The organism is Mycolicibacterium arcueilense (assembly GCF_058536225.1).
Genome location: NZ_JBZTYL010000026.1, coordinates 270,969 through 292,728, shown reverse-complemented (window position 1 = coordinate 292,728; position 21,760 = coordinate 270,969). Strand labels below are relative to the sequence as shown.

18 protein-coding genes are annotated in these 21,760 nt (G+C 65.6%); 8 read left to right on the top strand and 10 right to left on the bottom strand.

Annotation, left to right across the window (positions count from 1 at the left end; translation table 11 throughout):
- Nucleotides 1–26: 26 nt before the first annotated feature.
- The 8 genes from AC4LGL_RS25575 (at nt 27) to AC4LGL_RS25540 (ending at nt 9,047) form a co-directional block, all read left to right on the top strand.
- Nucleotides 27–527, top strand: coding sequence for a hypothetical protein (locus AC4LGL_RS25575; protein WP_491841199.1), 501 nt, complete (start codon nt 27–29; stop codon nt 525–527).
- Nucleotides 524–2,329 (top strand): glycoside hydrolase family 15 protein, encoded by a 1,806-nt coding sequence (locus tag AC4LGL_RS25570; RefSeq protein ID WP_491841198.1) that lies wholly within the window; start codon nt 524–526, stop codon nt 2,327–2,329. The genes AC4LGL_RS25575 and AC4LGL_RS25570 overlap by 4 nt, the downstream gene beginning before the upstream one ends.
- Nucleotides 2,290–3,345 carry an SDR family oxidoreductase gene (locus tag AC4LGL_RS25565; protein WP_491841197.1) on the top strand — a complete coding sequence of 352 codons (1,056 nt, stop codon included), beginning with the start codon at nt 2,290–2,292 and terminating at the stop codon, nt 3,343–3,345. Before AC4LGL_RS25570 ends, AC4LGL_RS25565 begins: the two co-directional genes overlap by 40 nt.
- Nucleotides 3,338–5,137 carry a thiamine pyrophosphate-requiring protein gene (locus tag AC4LGL_RS25560; protein WP_491841196.1) on the top strand — a complete coding sequence of 600 codons (1,800 nt, stop codon included), beginning with the start codon at nt 3,338–3,340 and terminating at the stop codon, nt 5,135–5,137. The genes AC4LGL_RS25565 and AC4LGL_RS25560 overlap by 8 nt, the downstream gene beginning before the upstream one ends.
- Nucleotides 5,134–5,574 carry a hypothetical protein gene (locus AC4LGL_RS25555; RefSeq protein WP_491841195.1) on the top strand — a complete coding sequence of 147 codons (441 nt, stop codon included), beginning with the start codon at nt 5,134–5,136 and terminating at the stop codon, nt 5,572–5,574. Before AC4LGL_RS25560 ends, AC4LGL_RS25555 begins: the two co-directional genes overlap by 4 nt.
- 5 nt (nt 5,575–5,579) lie before the next feature.
- A complete protein-coding gene (locus AC4LGL_RS25550; protein ID WP_491841194.1) occupies nt 5,580–6,290 on the top strand; it encodes a gluconate 2-dehydrogenase subunit 3 family protein in 711 nt (236 codons plus the stop codon).
- Nucleotides 6,291–6,375: 85 nt separating this feature from the next.
- Nucleotides 6,376–7,926: a GMC family oxidoreductase gene (locus AC4LGL_RS25545; protein ID WP_491841398.1), complete on the top strand. Its 1,551-nt coding sequence runs from the start codon at nt 6,376–6,378 to the stop codon at nt 7,924–7,926.
- A 29-nt stretch (nt 7,927–7,955) separates the two neighbouring features.
- Nucleotides 7,956–9,047, top strand: a complete 1,092-nt coding sequence (locus AC4LGL_RS25540) for an enolase C-terminal domain-like protein (RefSeq protein WP_491841193.1) — start codon at nt 7,956–7,958, stop codon at nt 9,045–9,047.
- A gap of 4 nt (nt 9,048–9,051) precedes the next feature.
- Here AC4LGL_RS25540 and AC4LGL_RS25535 read toward each other — a convergent pair whose 3' ends face one another.
- The 10 genes from AC4LGL_RS25535 to prpD all read right to left on the bottom strand — a co-directional run bounded on the left by AC4LGL_RS25535 (nt 9,052) and on the right by prpD (nt 21,661).
- Nucleotides 9,052–9,702: a dihydrofolate reductase family protein gene (locus tag AC4LGL_RS25535; protein ID WP_491841192.1), complete on the bottom strand. Its 651-nt coding sequence runs from the start codon at nt 9,700–9,702 to the stop codon at nt 9,052–9,054.
- A gap of 78 nt (nt 9,703–9,780) precedes the next feature.
- Nucleotides 9,781–11,355 carry a long-chain-fatty acid--ACP ligase MbtM gene (gene mbtM, locus AC4LGL_RS25530; protein WP_491841191.1) on the bottom strand — a complete coding sequence of 525 codons (1,575 nt, stop codon included), beginning with the start codon at nt 11,353–11,355 and terminating at the stop codon, nt 9,781–9,783.
- Nucleotides 11,352–11,792, bottom strand: coding sequence for an acyl carrier protein (locus AC4LGL_RS25525; RefSeq protein ID WP_491841397.1), 441 nt, complete (start codon nt 11,790–11,792; stop codon nt 11,352–11,354). Before AC4LGL_RS25525 ends, mbtM begins: the two co-directional genes overlap by 4 nt.
- The gene (locus tag AC4LGL_RS25520) at nt 11,716–12,312 is read right to left on the bottom strand and encodes a GNAT family N-acetyltransferase (protein WP_491841396.1); all 597 of its coding nucleotides are present in this window, start codon (nt 12,310–12,312) and stop codon (nt 11,716–11,718) included. The genes AC4LGL_RS25525 and AC4LGL_RS25520 overlap by 77 nt, the downstream gene beginning before the upstream one ends.
- Before the next feature lie 559 nt (nt 12,313–12,871).
- Complete coding sequence (gene folP / locus AC4LGL_RS25515) at nt 12,872–13,681, bottom strand: dihydropteroate synthase (protein ID WP_491841190.1); 810 nt, start codon at nt 13,679–13,681, stop codon at nt 12,872–12,874.
- Between the two features lie 10 nt (nt 13,682–13,691).
- Complete coding sequence (locus AC4LGL_RS25510; protein ID WP_491841189.1) at nt 13,692–14,582, bottom strand: mycobacterial-type methylenetetrahydrofolate reductase; 891 nt, start codon at nt 14,580–14,582, stop codon at nt 13,692–13,694.
- 12 nt (nt 14,583–14,594) lie between these two features.
- Nucleotides 14,595–17,990: a pyruvate carboxylase gene (locus AC4LGL_RS25505; protein ID WP_491841188.1), complete on the bottom strand. Its 3,396-nt coding sequence runs from the start codon at nt 17,988–17,990 to the stop codon at nt 14,595–14,597.
- A gap of 115 nt (nt 17,991–18,105) precedes the next feature.
- Complete coding sequence (locus tag AC4LGL_RS25500) at nt 18,106–19,239, bottom strand: bifunctional 2-methylcitrate synthase/citrate synthase (RefSeq protein WP_491841187.1); 1,134 nt, start codon at nt 19,237–19,239, stop codon at nt 18,106–18,108.
- Nucleotides 19,236–20,159, bottom strand: a complete 924-nt coding sequence (gene prpB / locus AC4LGL_RS25495; protein ID WP_491841186.1) for a methylisocitrate lyase — start codon at nt 20,157–20,159, stop codon at nt 19,236–19,238. The genes AC4LGL_RS25500 and prpB overlap by 4 nt, the downstream gene beginning before the upstream one ends.
- The gene (gene prpD, locus AC4LGL_RS25490) at nt 20,156–21,661 is read right to left on the bottom strand and encodes a 2-methylcitrate dehydratase PrpD (protein WP_491841185.1); all 1,506 of its coding nucleotides are present in this window, start codon (nt 21,659–21,661) and stop codon (nt 20,156–20,158) included. Before prpD ends, prpB begins: the two co-directional genes overlap by 4 nt.
- Between the last annotated feature and the right edge of the window lie 99 nt (nt 21,662–21,760).

The window sequence follows — 21,760 nt, the reverse complement described above, 5'->3', positions numbered from 1 at the left end:
CCACCCAGTACTCGAAGCGGAGGGCAATGTCTCGAGATCGTCGCAGTGCAACAGCCGACGTGGGACGGCTGCGCCGGGTGAGCCTGAATCCGCCGCACTGGCGTCAGGCGCGGTGGATGTTGCGCAGTGAGGCCGTACCTGCGATCGCCATCGGAATCGCCGGACTGGTCGACACTTACCTCGGACCGTCCTGGCTTCCGCTGACCCCCGCGTTGAGCGGGACCCTGCTCGCCATCGGGGTCGCGGCGGCGATCGCATCGGCGTGGCGACGCGTTGCCGTGTACTTCACCGCAGCACTCGCCACTGCGTCGTTGTTCTTGGTGATCATCTCGGCGGTCGCGGCCGCCCACCACCAGCCCGGCCCGCTGGCCCTCACCAACGCCGCCATCCTGCTGTGGGCACTGCTGTTCTGCTATCACGTCGCGGTCGGAATGTGGCTGGTACCAGACCGCATCGGCGGACCGGCCTGGGTTCCGCAGCGGAACGCATCCCGCACTCCACGCGGCGCCTCTGGATACCGACCATGACCGGGCGAATCTACGAACCGCACGTGTTGCGGGAGTACGCATTGTTGGCCGACGGGCACCGTGGAGCGCTGATCGGACCCAGTGGCGACGTGTGCTGGATGTGCGCCCCCGGATGGGACGACGACGCGGTGTTCGCGTCCCTGATCGGCGGACGAAGCGTTTTCGCGATAACTCCCAGCGAGCAGTTCGTCTGGGGTGGGCATTACGAGGAAGGCAGTCTGATCTGGCGATCCCGCTGGGTCACCCGCGACAGCATCATCGAGTGCCGCGAAGCCCTCGCCTTTCCTGGTGACGTGCGGCGAGCGGTTCTGCTGCGCAGGCTCACGGCGGTTCGCGGGGACGCCCGTGCCGAGGCGGTGTTCTCACCGGCGGCCCGCTTCGGGCAGCGGGCCATGACGCACCTCGCCCGCGACCACGAGGACCGCTGGCATGCCATGGTCGGAGAGTTGCAGATGCGGCTGACGGGACTGCCGCACGCCGCGGTGTCCCGTGATCGCGGGGTCTCCCTGAACGCCGAACTCCACGTTCCTGAAGGCGCGTTCGTCGACCTCGTCGTGGAACTGTCGGTCCCGGGCCCTGCCGGTCCGCCCCCTGACCCCGACGTGCTGTGGGCGCGCACCGAAACCCACTGGCGCGCAGAAGTTCCCGCGCTGAGCATGAGCATCGCGCCCCGGGACGCCCGGCACTCCTACGCGGTGCTGCGAGGCATGACGCCTCCCGGCGGGGGAACTGTGGCGGCGGCGACGATGAGCCTGCCCGAACGCGCCGATGCCGGCCGCAACTACGACTACCGCTACGTGTGGATCCGCGATCAGTGCTACGTCGGACAGGCTGCGGCCGTCGATGCCGCGCATCCCCTGCTCGATGATGCGGTGGGCTTCGTCGCCCGGCAGTTGCTCGCCGACGGCGCGGATCTCAAACCGGTGTACACCGTCAACGGTGGGCCCGTCCCCGACGAACGCTCGCTGCGGCTGCCCGGATACCCCGGCGGTTCCGACGTTCTCGGAAACCGAGCCCACAGTCAGTTCCAGTTGGACATCTTCGGCGAGGCGCTGTTGTTGTTCGCTGCATCGGCCCGCCACGGCCACATCGACGGCCCGTTGCTCCGCGCCGGCAGTGCAGCCATCGACGCCATCGGATCGCGATGGCGTGAACCGGATGCCGGCATCTGGGAGATCGAGACACAGCGGTGGGCGCACTCACGGCTGATGTGCGTGGCTGGGCTACGGGCGATCGCGCCGTACGTCCGGGGATCCGAAGCCGCCTCGGCCGAATCTCTGGCCGAGGCCATACTCGCGAGCTGTGCGGACTGCCATCACCCGAGCGGCCGCTGGCAACGCGCACCCGACGACCCGCGGGTAGACGCGGCGCTGCTGATCGCCGCGATCCGCGGCGCGATACCGGTGGACGACCCGCGCAGCATCGGCACGCTGCGCGCGATCGCCTCCGAACTCACCGACGACGGCTTCGTCTACCGGTTCCGCCACGACGATCGTCCATTGTCCGCCACCGAGGGTGCATTTGTGTTGTGCGGCTTCTGGTCTGCCGTGGCCAACCACCAGCTGGGCAATGCGGTGATCGCCGGACGCTACTTCGAACGCAACCGCGCGGCCTGTGGGCCCCCGGCGCTGCTCTGCGAAGAGTACGACGTGATCGAACACCAGCTTCGAGGCAACATCCCGCAGGCATTCGCCCACGCACAGCTCATCGAAACGTCGCTCCGGCTGGCCGAGGAGCCCGCCGTCCACGGAAAGGAGTCACCGTGTCCACCAGATCATCTCGATCGCCTCGCACCGTCGTGATCACCGGGGCCAGCGCCGGCGTCGGCCGCGCAGCGGCCCGGGCATTCGGGGCTCGCGGCGACCGCGTCGCGCTCCTGGCGCGCGGCGAGGCCGGCCTGACGGCCGGCGCCGAGGAAATCGAAAAGGCCGGCGGGAAAGCCATTCCCATCGTCACCGACGTGTCCGACCCGGATCAGGTCGAAGCGGCCGCGGCCAGAGCCGAGGACGCTTTCGGGCCCATCGATGTCTGGGTCAACTCCGCGTTCTGTTCGGTCTTCGCTCCATTCGCCACCATCACCCCCGAGGAGTTCCGGCGGGTCACCGAGGTCACCTACCTCGGATTCGTATACGGGACCATGGCCGCACTGGCTCGCATGCGTCCCCGCGATGCCGGGACGATCGTCCAAGTCGGCTCGGCCCTCAGTGTTCGGTCCATTCCCCTGCAGTCGGCATACTGCGGTGCCAAGCACGGCATCAACGGTTTCACCGAGTCACTGCGCACCGAACTGCTGCACGAGCACAGCAACGTTCACGTCACCGTGGTACAGATGCCCGCCTTGAACACTCCGCAGTTCTCCTGGGTTCGCTCGCGGCTTCCCAACCGGCCACAGCCGGTCCCACCCATCTATCAGCCCGAAATCGCTGCGAGAGCAATTGTTTTCGCGGCCGACCATCCGAAACGGAAAGAATACTGGCCCGGAATCAGTACCGCCGCCACCATCATGGGTCAACGGCTGATGCCGGCCCTGCTGGACAGATACCTGGCCAGAACGGGTTACGACAGCCAACAGACCGACGAGCCGGCAGACGACCAGCGGCCGGACAACCTGTTCTCCCCGCTGGACGATACGGCCGGAACCGACCACGGCGCGCACGGAACTTTCGACAGCCGGGCGCACCGACGCTCACCGCAGCAGTGGCTCACCCAGCACGTGCGCCCGGTCGGGGCGGTGGCTGCCGGCGCGGCCGCGATGGCCGCGGCCGGCTGGAACCTACGACACCTCAACGAATCCGATCAAAGGAGTGCTCATGTCTGACACAGTCGGCGACGTCCTGTTGGCCCGCTTGCGCGAGTGGGGAGTATCGCAGGTCTTCGGTTATCCAGGTGACGGGATCAACGGCCTCCTCGCGGCGTGGCAACGCGCGGAGAACCGGCCGCAGTTCGTGCAGGCCCGCCACGAGGAGATGGCCGCATTCGAAGCAGTCGGGTTCGCCAAATTCTCCGGCCAGGTGGGAGTGTGTGTCGCGACCAGCGGCCCGGGCGCCGTCCACCTGCTCAATGGTCTGTACGACGCCAAACTCGACCACGTTCCGGTAGTGGCCATCGTGGGGCAGACCGAGCGCTCCGCCATGGGCGGCTCCTACCAACAGGAAATCGATCTGCTCAGCCTCTACAAGGACGTGTGCAGTGATTACATCCAGATGTGCACCGTTCCACAACAATTGCCGAATCTGATCGACCGTGCCATCCGTATCGCCCTCAGTGCCAAATCTCCGACCGGCATCATCGTGCCCTCCGACGTGTTCGACCTCGAATACCAGCCGCCCGCGCATGCCTTCAAGCAAGTTCCGTCCAGCATGGGCATGTCAGCGTCGCGAGTCACCCCCGACGAGGACGCGGTGCGCCAAGCCGCCGACCTGCTCAACTCGGGCAGCAAGGCGGCGATGTTGGTGGGTCAGGGCGCACGGGGTTGCGAGGCAGAACTCGCCGAGGTAGCCGACCTGTTGGGCGCGGGCGCCGCAAAAGCACTGTTGGGGAAGGATGTTCTTCCTGACGATCTTCCGTGGGTCACAGGCTCCATCGGCCTGCTCGGAACCACGGCCAGCTGGTATCTGATGTCGCACTGCGACACCCTGCTCACCGTGGGATCCAACTTTCCCTACACCCAGTTCCTGCCCGATCTGGACCAGGCGCGCGCGGTCCAGATCGACCGCTCCGGTGCATGGATCGGCATGCGCTATCCCTACGAACTCAACCTCGTCGGCGACGCCAAGGCAACACTGCAGGCCTTGATCCCGTTGCTGCGCCGCCAATCCGACCGCTCATGGCGCGAGCGCATCGAGGACCACGTCTCCAGCTGGTGGACCACGGTGCAACGTACCGCGATGACGAGTGCCGACCCGGTCAACCCCATGCGGATCTTCTGGGAGTTCTCCCAGCGCATTCCTTCCGATGCCATCGTCACGGCGGATTCCGGTTCGGCGGCGAACTGGTATGCCCGGCACGTCAAATTCCCGGCCGGAGTTCGCGGTTCGCTCTCGGGCACGCTGGCCACCATGGGGCCGGGGGTGCCCTATGCCATCGGTGCGAAGTGGGCCCACCCCGAGCGGCCTTCCATCGCGTTCGTCGGCGACGGAGCCATGCAGATGAACGGTATGGCCGAGCTGATCACCATCGCCAAGTACTGGCACCAGTGGGCAGATCCCCGCTTGGTCATCGCAGTGCTGCACAACAACGATCTCAACCAGGTCACCTGGGAGATGCGGGCCATGCAGAACTCCCCCAAGTTCCCGCAATCGCAGGATCTTCCGGACGTGGACTACGCCGCCTTCGCCCGCAGCCTCGGACTGCACGGCACCAACATCGACGATCCCGACGCCCTCGGAGGAGCCTGGGACCAGGCCCTCGGCGCCGATCGCCCCACCGTGCTCGACGTGCGGTGCGATCCCGACGTGCCACCGATCCCGCCGCACGCCACCTATGACCAGGCCAAGTCCCTGGTCGAGGCGGTCATCGGCGGCGACGAAGATGCCAAGGGTTTCATCAAGCAGGGCGTCAAGCAGAAACTGCAGCAGTACCTTCCGCATGAGAAGCGGGACCGGTCATGAACCCCGTCGCGGCCGCCCTGCGGGCGGTTCGGACCGGCCGCTTCGAGCGCACGTTGTCGGTGCTCACCGCCGCAGGCGCTGCCATCACCACCGCCGAGATCTACCTGTCTCACGATGCGGCGAGTTTCGGCAACCGGATGATGTACTGGCCGGTGTTCATCGTGCCGACCGCCGTGCCGGCCGGGGTGGCGTCGTTCTTCTCCGCCCGCGCCGCGCACACCGTGCTTCCCGCCGCCAGCGCCCTGATCGTCGCCAACGGTCTGCAGGGGACGTATCTGCATCTGCGGGGAGTCCGGCAGCGCCCAGGCGGCGTGACGCGTTACAACCTGGAATCCGGTCCTCCGACGTTCGCTCCCCTGTTGGCGTCGCTGGTGGGTGGTATGGGACTACTGGCCGCGGTGCTGCGTCGTGAGCAGATCCCGGGCGACGGGGGTTGAGGCCCATGCGGTTTCGCACTCCGGACCGCCACGGCATCACACCTCAAGGCCGCGGCAGGTTCGCCGACTTCGACGTGTTGGCCCGAGCCGACGACTGGGATCAGGTGACGGCCGGTGCGGTGCTGTCCCGGCTGGCGCTGCCCGCGGACCTGGCCTTCTTCACCCCGGCCGAGGTCGCGGTGGCCAAACCGATGCTGGACCTGCTGCTGGCCCAGGACGACGGACCACGCGTCCCGGTGCTGGCCATGATCGACGCCCGGTTGGCCACCGACGAAACCGACGGTTGGCACTACGACGACATGCCTGAGGACGGGCAGGCCTGGCGGGACAGTCTGGCCTGTCTGGATGCCGACGCCTGCGGGCACTACGGGGCGGGTTTCGCCGAACTGGACCGTCACCGTCAGGCCCGGCTGCTGCAGGATGTCCAAGACCTGGCCGCGCGCGGTGATCGGTGGCACAAAACATCGGCGTCCCATATCTGGAGTCTGTGGACTCGCTTCGCCTGCACCGCGTTCTACTCGCATCCATGGGCCTGGAACGAGATCGGCTTCCCCGGTCCGGCCTACCCGCGCGGATATCTCAATCCCGGCATCAACGCCCGCGAACGATTCGAGGTGGATGATCACCACCCAGCCGACCCGGTTCCGTTCGCCGGCCGCGTCGAGCGTGCCCGCCGCCTCGACGACGATCTGCCCGACCGGAGCTCAGATGGATAGCCTGAGCGAGGTCCGCCGCCGCAATGCCTCAGCTTGGCTCATCCCCAACGACGGGTCCCGCACCAATCACCGGCTGCGAGCCGATATGCGCCGCTACGGCACCGACGACGAGGTCGACGTGGTGATCGTCGGCGCCGGCGCCGGGGGCGCGACTCTGGGCCAACGGCTGGCGCGGGCCGGCTGGACCGTGGTACTGATCGACGCCGGCCCATTCTGGAACCCCGATACGGACTGGGTCAGTGACGAACGAGGATCCCACGGGCTGTACTGGACAGACCCGCGCCAGATCGGCGGCGCGAATCCGGTTCCCTTGGGCTCAAACAATTCTGGACGCGGCGTGGGCGGTTCGATGGTGCACTACGCCGGCTACACGCCCCGCTTCCATCCGTCTGACTTCCGCACCCACAGTCTTGACGGGGTCGGTGCAGACTGGCCGATCGGCTACGGGGATCTCCGTGGCTACTACGAGCAGATCGAGGCCGAACTTCCGGTCGCGGGACAGGACTGGCCGTGGGGTGACCCCCACGCGTACCCGCACAGCCCGCACCCGGTGAGCGGCAATGGACTGGTGGCCCTCCGCGGAGCGCGCAGCCTCGGAATCGAGATGCGGGTCGGGCCCGTGGCGATTCCCAACGGGCGCTTCGGTAACCGACCGCACTGTATCTACCGCGGCTTCTGCATCCAGGGCTGCAAGGTCAATGCCAAGGCCAGTCCGTTGATCACCCACATCCCCGATGCCCTGGCCCACGGGGCCGAAGTCCGGCCCGACAGCCATGTCACCCGAGTCCTGGTGGACGACCGGCAGAGACGGGCCACCGGCGTCGAGTACCTGCACGACGGAACCCTGCACCGGCAACGTGCGCACGCTGTCGTGGTCGCAGGGTACGCCATCGAAACCCCTCGACTGCTGATGCTTTCGGCCACCGACAGCTATCCCGAAGGACTCGGCAATGAGAACGACCAGCTCGGGCGGAACGTCATGGTGCAGGGAGCCCCACAGGTGGCCGGGCGCTTCGACGACGAGATCCGGATGTACAAGGCACCGCCGCCGGAAGCCAGCACCGAACAATTCTACGAAACCGATCCGACGAAGCCGTACCGACGCGGGTTCTCTGTCCAGAACGTCAGCCCCCTGCCGATCACCTGGTCTGAACATGTTGCAGCCCAGGGACACTGGGGAAAGACGCTGCGCGAGTACATGCGTGACTACATCCACTGGGCGACCTTGGGCGCCCTGTGCGAACTGCTCCCCCAGCCGGACAATCGGGTGACTCTGTCAGACGAGAAGGACCGCCACGGACTGCCGGTGGCGCATTTCAGCTACAGCCAGTGCGACAACGACAAGTCACTCATCGCCGCTGCTACCGAGGTGATGTCCAACATGCTGCGTGCCGCCGGCGCAGAGGAAGTGATCGCCATCGAACGCTATGCCCACCTGGTGGGCGGTGCGCGGATGGCAACCCGGCCCGAGGACGGTGTGATCGACAGTGACCACAGGGTCTTCGGTGTGAACCGGCTCTACGTGGTGGACGGCAGTGTGATGCCCACCCAAGGCGCGGCAAACCCCGCCTTGACCATCATGGCGCTGGCCGCCCGCGCGGCTGACCTCATGGCCGGACACGCCGCGCGAACCTGAACCTGCTTCCGTAAAAGGTCGGCACACCAATGAATTCCACTTCGATCACCCGCCTCGATGTCACCACCTACAGCGTCCCCACGCCCGGCCCGGAGTCAGATGGGACCCTGACTTGGGACGCCACCTGCGCGGTCGTCGTGCACGCCGGCGCCGCGGGCGCCACCGGAACCGGTTGGACCTACAGTTCTCCTGCCGCTGCCACTGTCATCGCGCACCACCTTCGCGACATCGTGCTCGGGCAGCGTCCCGACGACATTGCTGCCGTCTGGGGCGCCATGCACCGAGCGTGCCGCAACTACGGCACGCGTGGTCTGGTCATGCAGGCGCTCAGTGCCGTCGACATCGCGCTGTGGGACCTCAAGGCCCGGCTCTACGGCCGGTCGCTGAGCAACCTGATGGGCGGGGTGCGTTCCGCCGTGCCCGTCTACGGGTCCGGTGGATTCACCAACCTCGACCACGACCAGCTCGGCAAACAGATCGAACAATGGCAGGCTGCCGGATGCACCGCGATGAAGATCAAGATCGGCCAGGACTGGGGCGCTGACGCCGCCCGCGACCTGTCCCGCATCGAAGACCTCCGGAATCTTGCCGGCGCCGGTGTGGAGCTCATGGTGGATGCCAACGGCGCCTACACACCGGCTCAGGCCCGGCGGATCGGCCACCGGTTGGACGATCTCGGTGTCACCTGGTTCGAGGAGCCGGTCAGCAGCGATGACACCGATTCACTCGGTCTGTTGCGCCACACGCTGCGCTGCGATGTCGCGGCAGGCGAATACATCTCAGATCGTTACGACGCCCGGCGACTGGCCCCGGCCGTCGACTGCCTGCAACTGGATGTCACGCGATGCGGCGGTTACACCGGGTGGTTGGCGGCCGCGTCCGTGGCGGCGGCGCACAATCTTCAGGTATCCGCACACTGCGCTCCCGCGCTGCATCTGCCGGTCGCCGTCGGCATCGCGCATGTACGCCACATCGAATACTTCATCGACCATGTCCGACTGGACAAGATCTTGTTCGACGGCGTTCCGGCGGCCACGGACGGACACCTGCATGTCGACAGTTCGGTGTCCGGCCATGGCATGACAGTGTCCGAGCGCGCGTCGGACTACCTGCTTGGCTGAGCGGTCACCTCCGCCAGAACAGATGATGGGTGACCGCGCCACCGGGGCTGGGGACCACATCGTGGTGATAGCGGTCGTCCAGCTCATCGGGCGATTCCCAGAGCCGAGACCCGCTGCCCAACTCAGTCGGGGCCACTGCCACATGCAGGGCGTCGACCAGGTCGGCGTCGAGGAACTCGCGGATGGTGCTCGCTCCCCCACCCAACCGGACGTCCTTGCCCTGAGCGGCAGTCCGCGCCTGCTCCAGAACCGTCGCCGGATCGGCGTTGACGAAGTGGAACGTGGTGTCGGACAAGGTCAACGACGGCCGCTCATGATGAGTCATGACAAACACCGGCGTGTGAAACGGCGGCTCCTCGCCCCACCAGCCCTGCCAGTCGGTGTGATCCTCCCACGGGCCGCGGTACGGACTGAACTTGTTGCGGCCCATGATCTCGGCACCGATGTTGTGGTGGAAGTCCCGGGTGAGGTAGTCGTCGAGACCGCGACTCCCGCCCGGCTCCGTCCGGTTGGGCCAGCTTGCCGTTGCACCGGCCCAGGCGAACATCTCGCCCGGCTCGGCATGACCGAACGGTCGCTCGAAACTCTGGTTCTCGCCGGCGCCGAACCCGTCGCCGGAGACGTTGAAGTTCTGGACTTTGAGCAGCTGGGCCACGCGTTCTCTCCCGTTCAGTCAACAATGGATGCTGATTGGACTCGAGAACAGGGTAGAACTCATCGCATCCGGCGGGCACTACCGCGTGGCCTCCAGTTGACGACGGACTTCGAGTCGACGCAGTTTTCCCGACGAGGTGCGGGGCAACGACCCCGGTGACATCAACACCACATCGGCGGGCGTGACACCACACACGGACACCACGCGGCGGATCACGGCACTGCGAGTGGTGTCCTGTTCGGTCCCGATGAACTCCGCTGCCACCAGCAGACGCGATTGCGCGGCGCCGGATTCCGTGCCGACGGCGACGACCGCCCCTTCGCGGACACCGTCCACCTCGCCGACGACTTGTTCGATCTCGGTCGGGAAAATGTTGCGTCCGGCGATCGTGATGACCTCCTTGGAGCGCCCACAGATGACCAATGCGCCGTCTACGAGATAGCCGATGTCGCCGGTCGGGAACCACCGGCCACTGCTCCCGGCATCGACCGGAGCGTTCCCCAGGTAGGACGCCATCATCGACGAACCACGGATCTCCACCTCACCCGATGCGCCGGACTCATCGTGCGCAGACGGGACGATGCGGATCTCCATGCCCGGCACCGGGCGTCCCAGCAAGGCGTAGCGCCGGCCGGTGGCAGAAGTGCCTTGGGCCACGGGGGCACTGATCCGCAGGCCTTCTCCGGGCGTGGGAATGGTCACCGCACAGGTTGCCTCGGCCATCCCGTACGCGGGCGCCATGGCTCGCGCGTCGAATCCGAATCTGCTCATTCCGACGGCAAACCGATCGACACCGGCACAGTCGACGGGCTCACCACCGTTGATCGCGATGCGCACCGCGCCGAGGTCGACATCGGAGACACGGTTGGCGAAACGGCCGAGCACCGAGTAGCCGAAGTTCGGCCCGGCAGTGAACGTCGCCGACGATTCGGACAGCCATTCTGCCCACCGCAGTGGCGCAGCCGAGAAGGCGCCCGTGGGCGCCAGCCACAGCGGCATACCCGACATCGTCGACGCCAGAACCATCGCCAGGCCCATGTCGTGATAGACCGGCAGCCAGGAGCAGCCGACATCGTTGCGGCTCAATGACAATCGCTGTGTGACAGCCAAAATGTTGTTGAGTACCGCCTCGGGTGCCAGCACCGCAGTCCGCGGCGTCCCGGTGGACCCGGCTGTGCCCTGCAGGATCGCCACATCCGCGTTATCGGGATACCGAAGCTGTGTCGATGTCGATGTCCGTGCGGCTTCTGCGACATCGCACACGGTCAGTGGTGAGCCCGCATCCCGCAACAGCTGCAGGGTGGTGCCGTAGCTGAACACCGTCGTCACGCCGATGCTGCTGAACCGGGACATCGTTGCACGCGCCCACTCGGATGGTTCGGCACCACGCTGGGGCCGGGGCAGCAGCGACACACCCGAACCCGCCAGCCACGAGCCTTGAATGGCGGCAATCAATTCCACCGTCGGTTCGCCCACCAGACCGACCGCGCCCGGCTGGTCACGGCCCAACAGGTAGGCCGCAATGTGCTCGGCGAGCCCGTGTACTTCGGGCCAGGGGCGGCGCTGCCAGGTATCGGTGTCGCGATCCAGGACCACCAGATCGTGCGGAGAGCCGACCATCGCCTCCCGCAGAGCACCTGCGAGCGGGTTCATACTGCACTCCTCTGGTCGATAACCGACTGCAGATCGCCCACGGTGCTGCAGGTGATGAGGTCCTCCTCGCTGAGCTGCACACCGAACTTCTCCTCGATGGTCACCAGCCCCACTGCGAAAGAAACCGAATCCATGCCGAGGTCATCGACGAGACGCGTACTGGCACTGAGTGATTGACATGGAAGTTCGAGATCGTCACGCAGAATCGAGACCAGCCCGTCAGATACAGCGGGCGATGTGGATGAATCGGTAGCGGTCATATGTGAATATCCGGCTGGTCGGCGGGACCCAGCCTCACCTTTCGTTTGCTTCTTTTGTTGGATCGAACCGGCCGTCGTCAGCCGGGTCGAGGAAGGGGGCTCAGGGCATCCATTTCCGGGCGGTGTCCCGGTCGAGTTGGTAGAGCGCCATCCTGCGGTTGGACATCTCGTGTTCACCGAGAAACCGACAACCGGCGAACTCACACAACCCACGCACGGTGGTGTTGCGGTGGTCTGGGTCGAACATGATCCGCTCACAACCGGGATCGGCGGCCAGAACACTCGCGACGATCTTGGGCAGCAACATCGGGCCGAGGCCTCGGTTGACCAGCTCTTCGTCGGCTATCGCCCCGTGCAGGCCGAGATCGTGCGGTTCACTGTCATATCGGTCGGCAATGGAATCCTTGGCGGCGCGGTAGATTTCAAGGTAACCGCGATCTATCCCACCGATGCTCAAGACCAGTGGCAGCGAGTAGTTGCCGTCCACCTGAGCTTTCAGATGCCTACGCCAACGCTCGACCGGCCAGTCATACTCCCAAGCCTTGGCCAGATGCGGGCGATTCATCCACTCAGTGATCATCACGGCATCCTGGTTGGTGGCCACCCGAATCTTGCTCGGCCGCATCAGTTGTGGAATCGGAGGACCCGGGGTACGCCGCACCGCCTCGGAAACATTCTTGAGTTCCCTTGGCAGCACCGGGTAGTCATCCAGCCGCGACGCGTTAGTCACGCCGTTCGCCGTGGCCGAGTCAATGAAATACCAGTTGCGCTGTGCTGCAGCACTTCATCACACGTCAAAGCCCATCCCCCTGTCTCGGGCGCAGGTCGGGGGCGCCACGTCAGTGGGGCGCCGCGCTCCAACCCGCAGCCTCCTTCGATCAGCGAGGGGAGCCTAACCAATGAATTTCCTATGATGGGGGCTCCCCTTTTCGGAGCGTGCACCCGCTCATCGGCCGCCTGAAACGGCCGTCAATATTTGACGCGAACTTCAAAAGTGCCGAGCAACAGCATTTTTCGCACTCTCAGCAACCGCTGCACCGCCTCCACACACGGCGAGTAATCTGACGCTGACGATTCGGGCCGCTGCGACGCGGTCTGACCACCACGGCGAACAGTGGTGCGACGTGGCCGGGGTGGTTGTGGTCGGCTTTCCTCATCGCCGGGCTCATCACAGCCAAGTCTGCGCAACACCTGCCGGAACCGAACACAGCCGAAGTCCAGAAAACAATCGTTACGGGCCCGGTCGGTGGCGGCGGTCAGCCCCAGATCGCCTGCAGCATCATGATGGTGTCCAGTGTCTCGACGACGTCGTGAACCCGGATGACATCGACGCCGGCGGCCCAGGCGGGTGCGACCACGGCCAGCGAGCCGGCCAGCCGATGATCGACTTCGCGGCCGGTGACGTGCCCGATGAATGATTTTCGGCTGACACCGAGCAGCACCGGAAATCCGTGGGTGCACAGTTCAGGAAGCCGCCGCAGCAACTCCAGGTTATGCTCGGTCGATTTCCCGAATCCAATGCCCGGGTCGATCCACACCGGCCCGGCACCACCGGCGGTGGCCGTTTGTGCGACCCCGGTGACCAGGCTCGCCACCTCACTGACCACATCCTCATACTCGGGGAACACTCCGGCGAGGACGGGCACCGTGTGCGAGTGCATGCTCACGTACCCGACGCCGAGTCTCCCGGCGAGGTCATAGAGTTTGCCCGAGACGTCATTGATGATGCCCGCCCCGGCCCGCACCGCCGCCTCGGCCACCTCCCGGTTGCGGGTGTCCACTGACACCGTGCCCAGGTGCGCCAGACCGGCGACAACGGGGAGCACGCGATCCATTTCCTGGTCTACCGATACCGGCACGGCACCCGGTCGCGTGGATTCGCCACCGACGTCCACCGCCCACGCCCCGCCCTCGAACATGCGTTGTCCCGCCACGACTGCCAGCGCAGTGACGTCGAATCTACTGTCAGCCCAAAAGGAATCGGGGGTGGCATTCAGGACACCCATCACCCGCATCTGAGTGGGATTGGACCGTACCGGCACCAGGCCACGGAGACGGTCGTTCATCGCGATCCGATCAGGGCACCTGATCCGGTGACCAATAGGCCAACATCTCGGCGAACGTCTCGAAGGCAGGTTTCGAAACACCGTACGGTGCTTCGAAATGCAGGCTCAGCGGGTATCCGAGGCTGCCCACTCCATCGATGACTTTCTTGTAGAGGTCGACCAGTTGCCGCCGCTTGACGGCGGGCTCACTGGCGGCCAGCGATTTGACGAAGGCCTGTTCACGCGCGGCGGTTTCGTTACCCGGGTCCTGGATGAGCCAGTCGATGAGTCCGACCCTCGTCTCCACCTTCGGCACGAAACCGAACGACAGCAGAACCTCTGGTCGGTGATCAGTTTCCCGGGCGAACTCACCCAGAAAGTCGACCACCGCGTCGGAATACAACAGTTGGGTCATGGCGAACGTGGCGCCCTTGTCGCATTTGACGGAGAACCGGCTCTGTTCGTCTGCGCGGGTCGGGATCAGGATCACTCCGCGGTTGGCCACCAGGCCGTCGAACTTCGCAAGGGCATCGGTGGGTGCTACACCCGCACCGTCCCCATCGCTCATGGTGCGCGGCACGCCGACAAAGATGACCCCGTCGAATCCGGACTCTCCGAGGCCGGTCAGCCGTTGGCGCAAGGATGTCTCGTCGGAGAACGAGGTGACCTGAGTGCACAACCCACGCACGCCCGGCAGTTCGGGTTTCAGGATGGACCAGTAAGGGAGAACGTCCATCTTCGGCTTCATCTCTATGGGACGGTCGCCATCCTCGGCGATCATCGCCGGGATCATGACGTGCCCGAGACGTTCGCCGATGCCGCATTCCACGGAAAGCCGTGCCACCTTCTGGGCTTCCGCCACGGCAGTGCTCTCTCCGCGATCGAGATTGGGTGGCACCAGCTCGAGCGCCACGGTACTCATTGCCACAAGTACCTACTGACCGACGACGACAAGGAGGTCGCCGCCTTCGACTTGCGCGGTCCGGGCGACCGCGATTCTGGTGACGGTGCCGGATTGCGGAGCCGTGATGGCCGCTTCCATCTTCATCGCCTCGATGGTCGCGATGGACTGACCTGCCTCGACGGTGTCTCCCTCGGCGACATTGACCGTAACCACACCGGCAAACGGAGCACCGATGTGCGCCGGGTTCGCCCGGTCAGCCTTCTCGGCCGCCGGGACCTCACTGGCAATACTGCGGTCCCGCACCATGATCGGGCGCAACTGCCCGTTGAGGATGCACATCACCGTGCGCATTCCCCGCTCGTCGGGCTCGGAGATCGCCTCCAGGCCGATCAGTAGTTCGACACCGGGTTCGAGTTTGACCCGGTGCTCCTCACCGTGACGCAGACCGTAGAAGAACTGGTTGGCGCTCAGTCGCGAGGTATCGCCGTACTCGTCGCGATGCGACTCGAACTCCGCTGTGGGCCCCGGGAACAGCAGCCGGTTCAGGGTCGCCTGACGCTTCGGTCCCGGCGCGGCCAAAACGGTTTCGTCCTCAGCGGACAGTTCCTGGATCGGCTTGGCCGGACCCCTGCCGTCGAGAGCCCTGGTGCGCAACGGTTCCGGCCAACCACCCGGAGGATCCCCCAGTTCGCCACGCAAGAACCCGATCACACTGTCGGGGATGTCGTACCGATCCGGGTAGGCCGCGAAGTCATCGGCATCTATCCCCGCTCCGACCAGCGCCAGTGCCAGATCCCCCACCACCTTGCTCGACGGGGTGACCTTCACCAACCGGCCCAACATGCGGTCGGCGGCAGCGTAGTTCGCTTCGATGTCCTCGAAACGACCACCAAGACCGAGCGCGATGGCCTGCTGACGCAGATTGCTCAGCTGACCGCCCGGGATCTCGTGGGTGTACACACGACCCGTCGGAGAAGGAGGACCCGATGCCGCAACGTCAAAGGGCGCATAGACCTTGCGTAGCGCCTCCCAGTAGGGCTCCAGGTCACACACCGCATCCAGCGACAGCCCGGTGTCGTACTCGGTGTGCGCGGCAGCGGCCACGATCGAGGACAACGCCGGCTGACTTGTCGTGCCCGCCAACGGAGCTGCCGCGCCATCAACGGCATCGGCACCGGCCATCCACGCCGCGACATAGGTGGCCAGCTGCCCACCCGGAGTGTCATGGGTGTGCACGTGCACCGGGAGGTCGAACCGTGACTTCAGGGCAGACACCAGCGTCGCGGCCGCGGGTGCCCGCAGCAGGCCGGCCATATCCTTGATCGCGAGCACGTGAGCGCCGGCCTCGACGATCTGCTCGGCCAGGCGGAGGTAGTAGTCCAACGTGTAGAGCGACTCACGTGGGTCGGATAAGTCTCCGGTGTAGGACATCGCGACTTCTGCCACCGTGGTGCCGGTGTTGCGGACCGCGTCGATGGCCGGGCGCATCGAATCCAGGTTGTTCAGCGCGTCGAAAATCCGGAAGATGTCTACGCCGGTTGCCGCTGCCTCATCGATGAACGCACGTGTCACGGTCTCCGGATACGGCGTGTAGCCCACCGTGTTCCGCCCCCGCAACAACATCTGCAGACAGATGTTGGGCAGTGCTTCACGCAACGCCGCCAAGCGCTCCCAGGGATCCTGCTTGAGGAATCGCAGCGAGACGTCGTAGGTGGCGCCGCCCCAGCACTCGACGGACAGCAGCTGCGGCATCGTCCGGGCGATGTACGGGGCGACGCGCAGCAGTCCACTGGTGCGCAGCCGGGTGGCGAGCAGCGATTGATGCGCGTCGCGAAAGGTGGTGTCGGTGATACCGATTGCATTGCCGTCCCGTAGCCAGGCGGCGAACCCTTCGGGGCCCAACTCGGTCAAGCACTGCTTGGATCCCGAGGGCGGAGCCACGCTCAAGTCGCACGCGGGAAGCTTGTCGCGAGGGTAGACCGCTGACGGCCGCGGACCGTGCGGCTGGTTGACGGTCACATCGGCCAGGTAATTGAGAATTCTGGTGCCGCGGTCGGCACTGCCGCGCGCCGTGAGCAGCTGGGGCCGCTGCTCGATGAAGGACGTCGTCACCCGCCCGGCGACAAAGTCCGGGTCCTCCAGAACGGCAGCCAGGAACGGGATGTTGGTCGATACCCCGCGAATCCTGAACTCCGCCACGGCTCGCCGCGCCCGCACCACTGCCGTCGAGAAGTCACGGCCGCGGCAGGTCAGCTTCACCAACATCGAATCGAAATGCGCAGCCACCTCAGCGCCCAGATTGGTGCCGCCATCCAGCCGAACACCGGCGCCGCCCGGTGACCGATATCCGGTGATGCGTCCGGTGTCGGGACGGAATCCATTGGAAGGGTCCTCGGTGGTGATCCGGCACTGCAGGGCAGCACCGCGAATCTTCAACGCGTCCTGAGCGAGTCCGAGATCGGGTAGCGACTCGCCGTCCGCGATGCGCAGCTGACTCGATACCAGATCGACATCGGTGATCTCCTCGGTCACCGTGTGCTCCACCTGAATCCGGGGGTTGCACTCGATGAACACGTGCCGCCCCTGCTCATCGAGCAGGAACTCCACCGTTCCCGCGCACGAGTACCCGATCTGACGGGCGAAGGCCACCGCGTCGGCGCAGATCCTTTCCCGCAGTTCCGGATCCAGATTGGGGGCGGGCGCCAGCTCGATGACTTTCTGGTGGCGCCGCTGCAGGCTGCAGTCCCGCTCGAAGAGGTGGATCACGTTGCCCTGGGTATCGGCCAGGATCTGCACCTCGATGTGGCGCGGGTTGATCACCGCCTGTTCGAGGAAAACCGTGGGATCCCCGAATGCCGACTCCGCTTCCCGGCTTGCTGCCTCGATCGCCTCTTTCAGATCGGCCGGATCGTTGACCCGCCGCATCCCCCGGCCACCGCCCCCCGCAACGGCCTTGACGAACACCGGGAAACTCATCGACTCAGCGGCTGCCAGCAGCTCGGAGACCGAACTCGACGGGGCCGAAGACGCGAGCACCGGAAGCCCGGCCTTGCGGGCCTCGGCGATGGCGCGGGCCTTGTTCCCGGTCAGCTCCAGCACCTCGGCCGAGGGCCCGACAAAGGCGATACCGGCTTGATCGCAGGCCCGGGCCAGCTCCGGGTTCTCCGAGAGAAACCCGTAGCCGGGATAAATCGCATCGGCGCCCGCATGTAGCGCTACCCGAATGATCTCATCGACCGAGAGATAGGCCCTGACCGGATGTCCTTCCTCACCAATCTGATACGACTCGTCAGCTTTCAGCCTGTGCTGAGAATTGCGATCCTCGTACGGATAGACCGCGACCGTTGCCAGACCGAGTTCGTAGGCCGCGCGAAACGCGCGGATGGCGATCTCTCCCCGGTTGGCGACCAGAACCTTGTCGACCACTGTTTCCCTTTCCTATCCCGCGAGCAGTCCCCCGCAAGCGGGGCCCCCAGCTTGGGTACCCGTCCGGGGTGCTTTCCGGGTACCTGTACGTCTGCTCGTCGGAAAAACACGCAGGCTACGCGAGCGCCCGTTGCGGCTGTCCGCTGTATTCACTGAGGGGCCGGATGAGCGCGTTCGAGCCCGCCTGCTCCATGATGTGGGCAGTCCAGCCGGTGATCCGGCTCATCACGAAAAGCGGTGTGAAGCTGGGGATGTCGAATCCCATGAGGTAATACGCCGGCCCGGTCGGGAAGTCCAGGTTGGGCTTGATTCCCGTGGCGGCGAGCATGTTCTGCTCCAGGCGCTCGTATATGTCCAGCCACCGCTGACCCTCGCGAACGGCGGCTACACACTGCAGAGCGGCCTTCATCGTGGGCACCCGGGAATCACCGTTCTTGTAGACCCGGTGCCCGAAACCCATCACTTTGTCCTTGCGGGACAGCTTGCCGTGCAACCATTCCGCGGCATTCTCGGCACTACCGATCTCGAGCATGTCGTGCATGACGGCCTCGTTGGCGCCACCGTGCAAAGAGCCCTTGAGCGCACCGATCGCCGCCGTCACGGCGCTGTAGATGTCGGACTGTGTTGAGGTGACCACCCGCGCGGCGAACGTGGAGGCGTTGAAGCTGTGCTCGGCGTACAGGATCATCGACTGCTCGAACGCCTCTACGATCACCGGGTCCGGCAGCGCGCCGAAGCACATGTTGAGGAAGTTCTCCGAGTAGCCCATGTGGCTGTGCGGGGCAATCGGTTCCAGGCCCCGGCGCCGGCGCATGTCGGCGGCGACGATGGTCGGCAGCACTGCGAACATCCGCAGCGATTTAGCGAAATTGGCCGACGGGGTACTGTCGTCCTCCTCCGGGTCTTCGGCGCCGAGATAGCTGATCGCGGTGCGGACCACGTCCATCGGGTGGCAGGTGTCGGGGATCTTGGCCAACAATGACTGCATCGACCGGTCGATGCGCCGGGACGCCCGCTCCCGCTGGCTGAACAGGGCCAGTTCCTGGTCGGTGGGGAGTTCACCGTGCCACAGCAGGTAGGCGACCTGCTCGAAACTGCAGTGTGCCGCCAGGTCCTGAACGGCATAACCCCGGTAGGTCAGTGAGTTGGTTTCCGGGACCACCTTGGAGATCGCGGTGGTGTCGACCACCACGCCCGCCAGTCCCTTGTGGATGCTCGGCTTACCTGTGTCGTTCGCGGTAACGGTCATCGTGTCGCCCCTTGCAGCGAGAAATTGTAGATATCCGAGTCGAACTGGTTGTAGTCGTTGTAGCGCAGGAGCTCGTAGAGCCGACTCCGGTGTTGCATCTGGTCGAGCAGCCCGGATTGTGTTCCTGCCGAGGCGATCTCGCGTAGGCCGACCTCGACGGCGTACATCGCCAGACGCAGCGTGGTCACCGGGTAGATCACCATGTTGTAGCCGATCTCGGATAACTGCTGTGCCGTGAGCAGCTCGGACTTTCCGAACTCGGTCATGTTGGCCAGCAGCGGAACGTCCACTGCCTCGCGGAACTGTTCGAAATCCGCCGGGGTGTGCAGAGCCTCGGTGAAGATCAGGTCGGCCCCGGCGTCGGCGTAGGCCTTGGCCCGGTCGATCGCCGCGGAGATCCCCTCGATCCCCGCCGCATCCGTACGGGCACAGATGATGAAGTTGGGATCCCGCCGTGCCGAGACAGCAGCACGCAACCGCTTGACCATCTCGGTGGTCTCCACCACGGCTTTGCCGTCGAGGTGTCCGCACCGCTTCGGGTTCACCTGGTCTTCCAGATGCAGCCCGGCCAGCCCCGCGTCTTCGAGCAGTGTCACGGTGCGGGCCGCGCTCATCGGCTCCCCGAAGCCGGTGTCGGCATCGATGAGGGTCGGAAGATCGGTGGCCGAAGCAATCTGGGCACCACGGCCTGTCACCTCGGTCAGCGTCGTCAGGCCGATGTCGGGCAGACCCAGGTCTGCGGACAAGACAGCACCGGAGACATAGACGCCATCGAAGCCGATCTCGGCGACGAGCTTGGCCACCAGCGGCGAGAATGCCCCCGGAAAGCGCAGGAGCCGACCGGACTCCAACCCGCGGCGGAACTTTCGGCGCTTCTCGGAAGCCGGAGTGGCCGCACCGAGGAGGCCGGAAGCGCTCATCGGAAAATCCCAGAGGGAATCGTCGGCGCCTTGTCCAGCACCCGCGGATCGACGCGGACATTGAGGGCACCGAGTCCACCGGACTTGGTCGCCGAGACATTCTCGACGGCAGACAGGAAACGCTTCTGCTCCTCAGGTTCGACTACACCTTCGGCCAGCTCGGCGAACTTGGCGACATACTGCTCGCGCTCGAAGGGTCGGGCACCGAGCGGGTGGGCGTCGGCGACCGCTAGCTCATCGACGATCGTCTCGCCACTCTTGAGAGTGATGACAGCCTTGGCGCCGAATGCCTTTTCGGCCGGATCATTCGAGTGGTAGCGCCGAGTCCATTCCGGATCCTCGACCGTGGAGATCTTGCGCCACAGCTCGATGGTGTCCGGCCGGTGCGCCCGCTCGGGCGCGTACGACCGCTCGTGGTGCCAGGTGCCGTCCTGCAATGCGACGGCGAAGATGTACATCACCGAGTGATCGAGGGTTTCGCGGGACGCGTCAGGATCGAACTTCTGCGGATCATTGGATCCGGTGCCGATCACGACGTGAGTGTGATTGCTGGTGTGCAGCACGATCGTGGCGATCTGATCGAGATCACCGATACGCTCGCGCATCCGGCGGGCCAGGTCGATCGGCGCTTGACTCTGATACTCGGCCGAATGTTCCTTGGTGTAGGTGTCCAGGATGGCGCGCTTGGGTTCGCCCGGTCCCGGCAACGGAACCCGGTAGGTGTGCTCGGGACCGGCGAGCATCCAGGCGATCACCCCGTCCTCACCCTCCCAGATCGGGGCGGGCGATCCCTCGCCGCGCATCGCACGGTCGACGGCCTCGATCGCGACCTTGCCTGCCCACGCCGGGGCGAACGCTTTCCAGCTGGAGATGAGCCCCTTGCGCGACTGGCGGGTGGCGGTGGTCAGGTGCAGGGCCTGACCGATTGCGGCGTAGATGGTTTCGGGGTCGAGCCGCAGCATGGTGCCCAGGCCGGCGGCGACCGACGGTCCCAGGTGGGCGACGTGGTCGATCTTGTGCTTGTGCAGGCAGATTCCCTTGACCAGGTCCACCTGCACCTCGTACGCGGTGGCGATACCCCGGATCAGGTCGGCGCCGTTCACCCCGAGCTGCTGGGCCACGGCGACCAGCGCGGGAATGTTGTCACCCGGGTGGGAGTACTCGGCGGCCAGGAAGGTGTCGTGGAAATCCAGCTCGCGGACTGCGACGCCGTTGGCCCACGCGGCCCACTCCGGTGAGACCGTGCCCTCGACGCCGAACACTCCTGCGCCCCTCGGTGTCTTGTGCGCGAGCGCCTGGGCACGGGCCACCGTCACCGGCCGGCGAATCACCGACGCGGCCGACACCGCGGCGTTGTCGATGATCCGGTTGATCACCATCGCCTCGGTCTCCGGCAGCACGGCCACCGGGTCGGCAGCGATCTCGGCGATCTTCCAAGCCAAGTGTTCGCTGCGCGGGAAGTCCTCGGCGCTGCGCCGTGTTCTGACGTCGTATTCAAGCATGATCCGCACGGTACGCAGCTGCAACCACCAGGGAAATACCCTGTAAATGCGTATTTCTGTGTCCTTTGACGGCCTTTTTTGCGAACATTGCGAAACCCG

Coding starts and splice junctions, on each gene's coding strand:
- AC4LGL_RS25540 (WP_491841193.1), top strand. CDS start 7,956: ATGAATTCCACTTCGATCACCCGCCTCGATGTCACCACCTACAGCGTC.
- AC4LGL_RS25550 (WP_491841194.1), top strand. CDS start 5,580: ATGCGGTTTCGCACTCCGGACCGCCACGGCATCACACCTCAAGGCCGC.
- prpB (WP_491841186.1), bottom strand. CDS start 20,159: ATGAGCGCTTCCGGCCTCCTCGGTGCGGCCACTCCGGCTTCCGAGAAG.
- mbtM (WP_491841191.1), bottom strand. CDS start 11,355: ATGAACCCGCTCGCAGGTGCTCTGCGGGAGGCGATGGTCGGCTCTCCG.
- AC4LGL_RS25510 (WP_491841189.1), bottom strand. CDS start 14,582: ATGAGTACCGTGGCGCTCGAGCTGGTGCCACCCAATCTCGATCGCGGA.
- AC4LGL_RS25570 (WP_491841198.1), top strand. CDS start 524: ATGACCGGGCGAATCTACGAACCGCACGTGTTGCGGGAGTACGCATTG.
- AC4LGL_RS25500 (WP_491841187.1), bottom strand. CDS start 19,239: ATGACCGTTACCGCGAACGACACAGGTAAGCCGAGCATCCACAAGGGA.
- AC4LGL_RS25555 (WP_491841195.1), top strand. CDS start 5,134: ATGAACCCCGTCGCGGCCGCCCTGCGGGCGGTTCGGACCGGCCGCTTC.
- AC4LGL_RS25575 (WP_491841199.1), top strand. CDS start 27: ATGTCTCGAGATCGTCGCAGTGCAACAGCCGACGTGGGACGGCTGCGC.
- prpD (WP_491841185.1), bottom strand. CDS start 21,661: ATGCTTGAATACGACGTCAGAACACGGCGCAGCGCCGAGGACTTCCCG.
- AC4LGL_RS25545 (WP_491841398.1), top strand. CDS start 6,376: ATGCGCCGCTACGGCACCGACGACGAGGTCGACGTGGTGATCGTCGGC.
- AC4LGL_RS25560 (WP_491841196.1), top strand. CDS start 3,338: ATGTCTGACACAGTCGGCGACGTCCTGTTGGCCCGCTTGCGCGAGTGG.
- folP (WP_491841190.1), bottom strand. CDS start 13,681: ATGAACGACCGTCTCCGTGGCCTGGTGCCGGTACGGTCCAATCCCACT.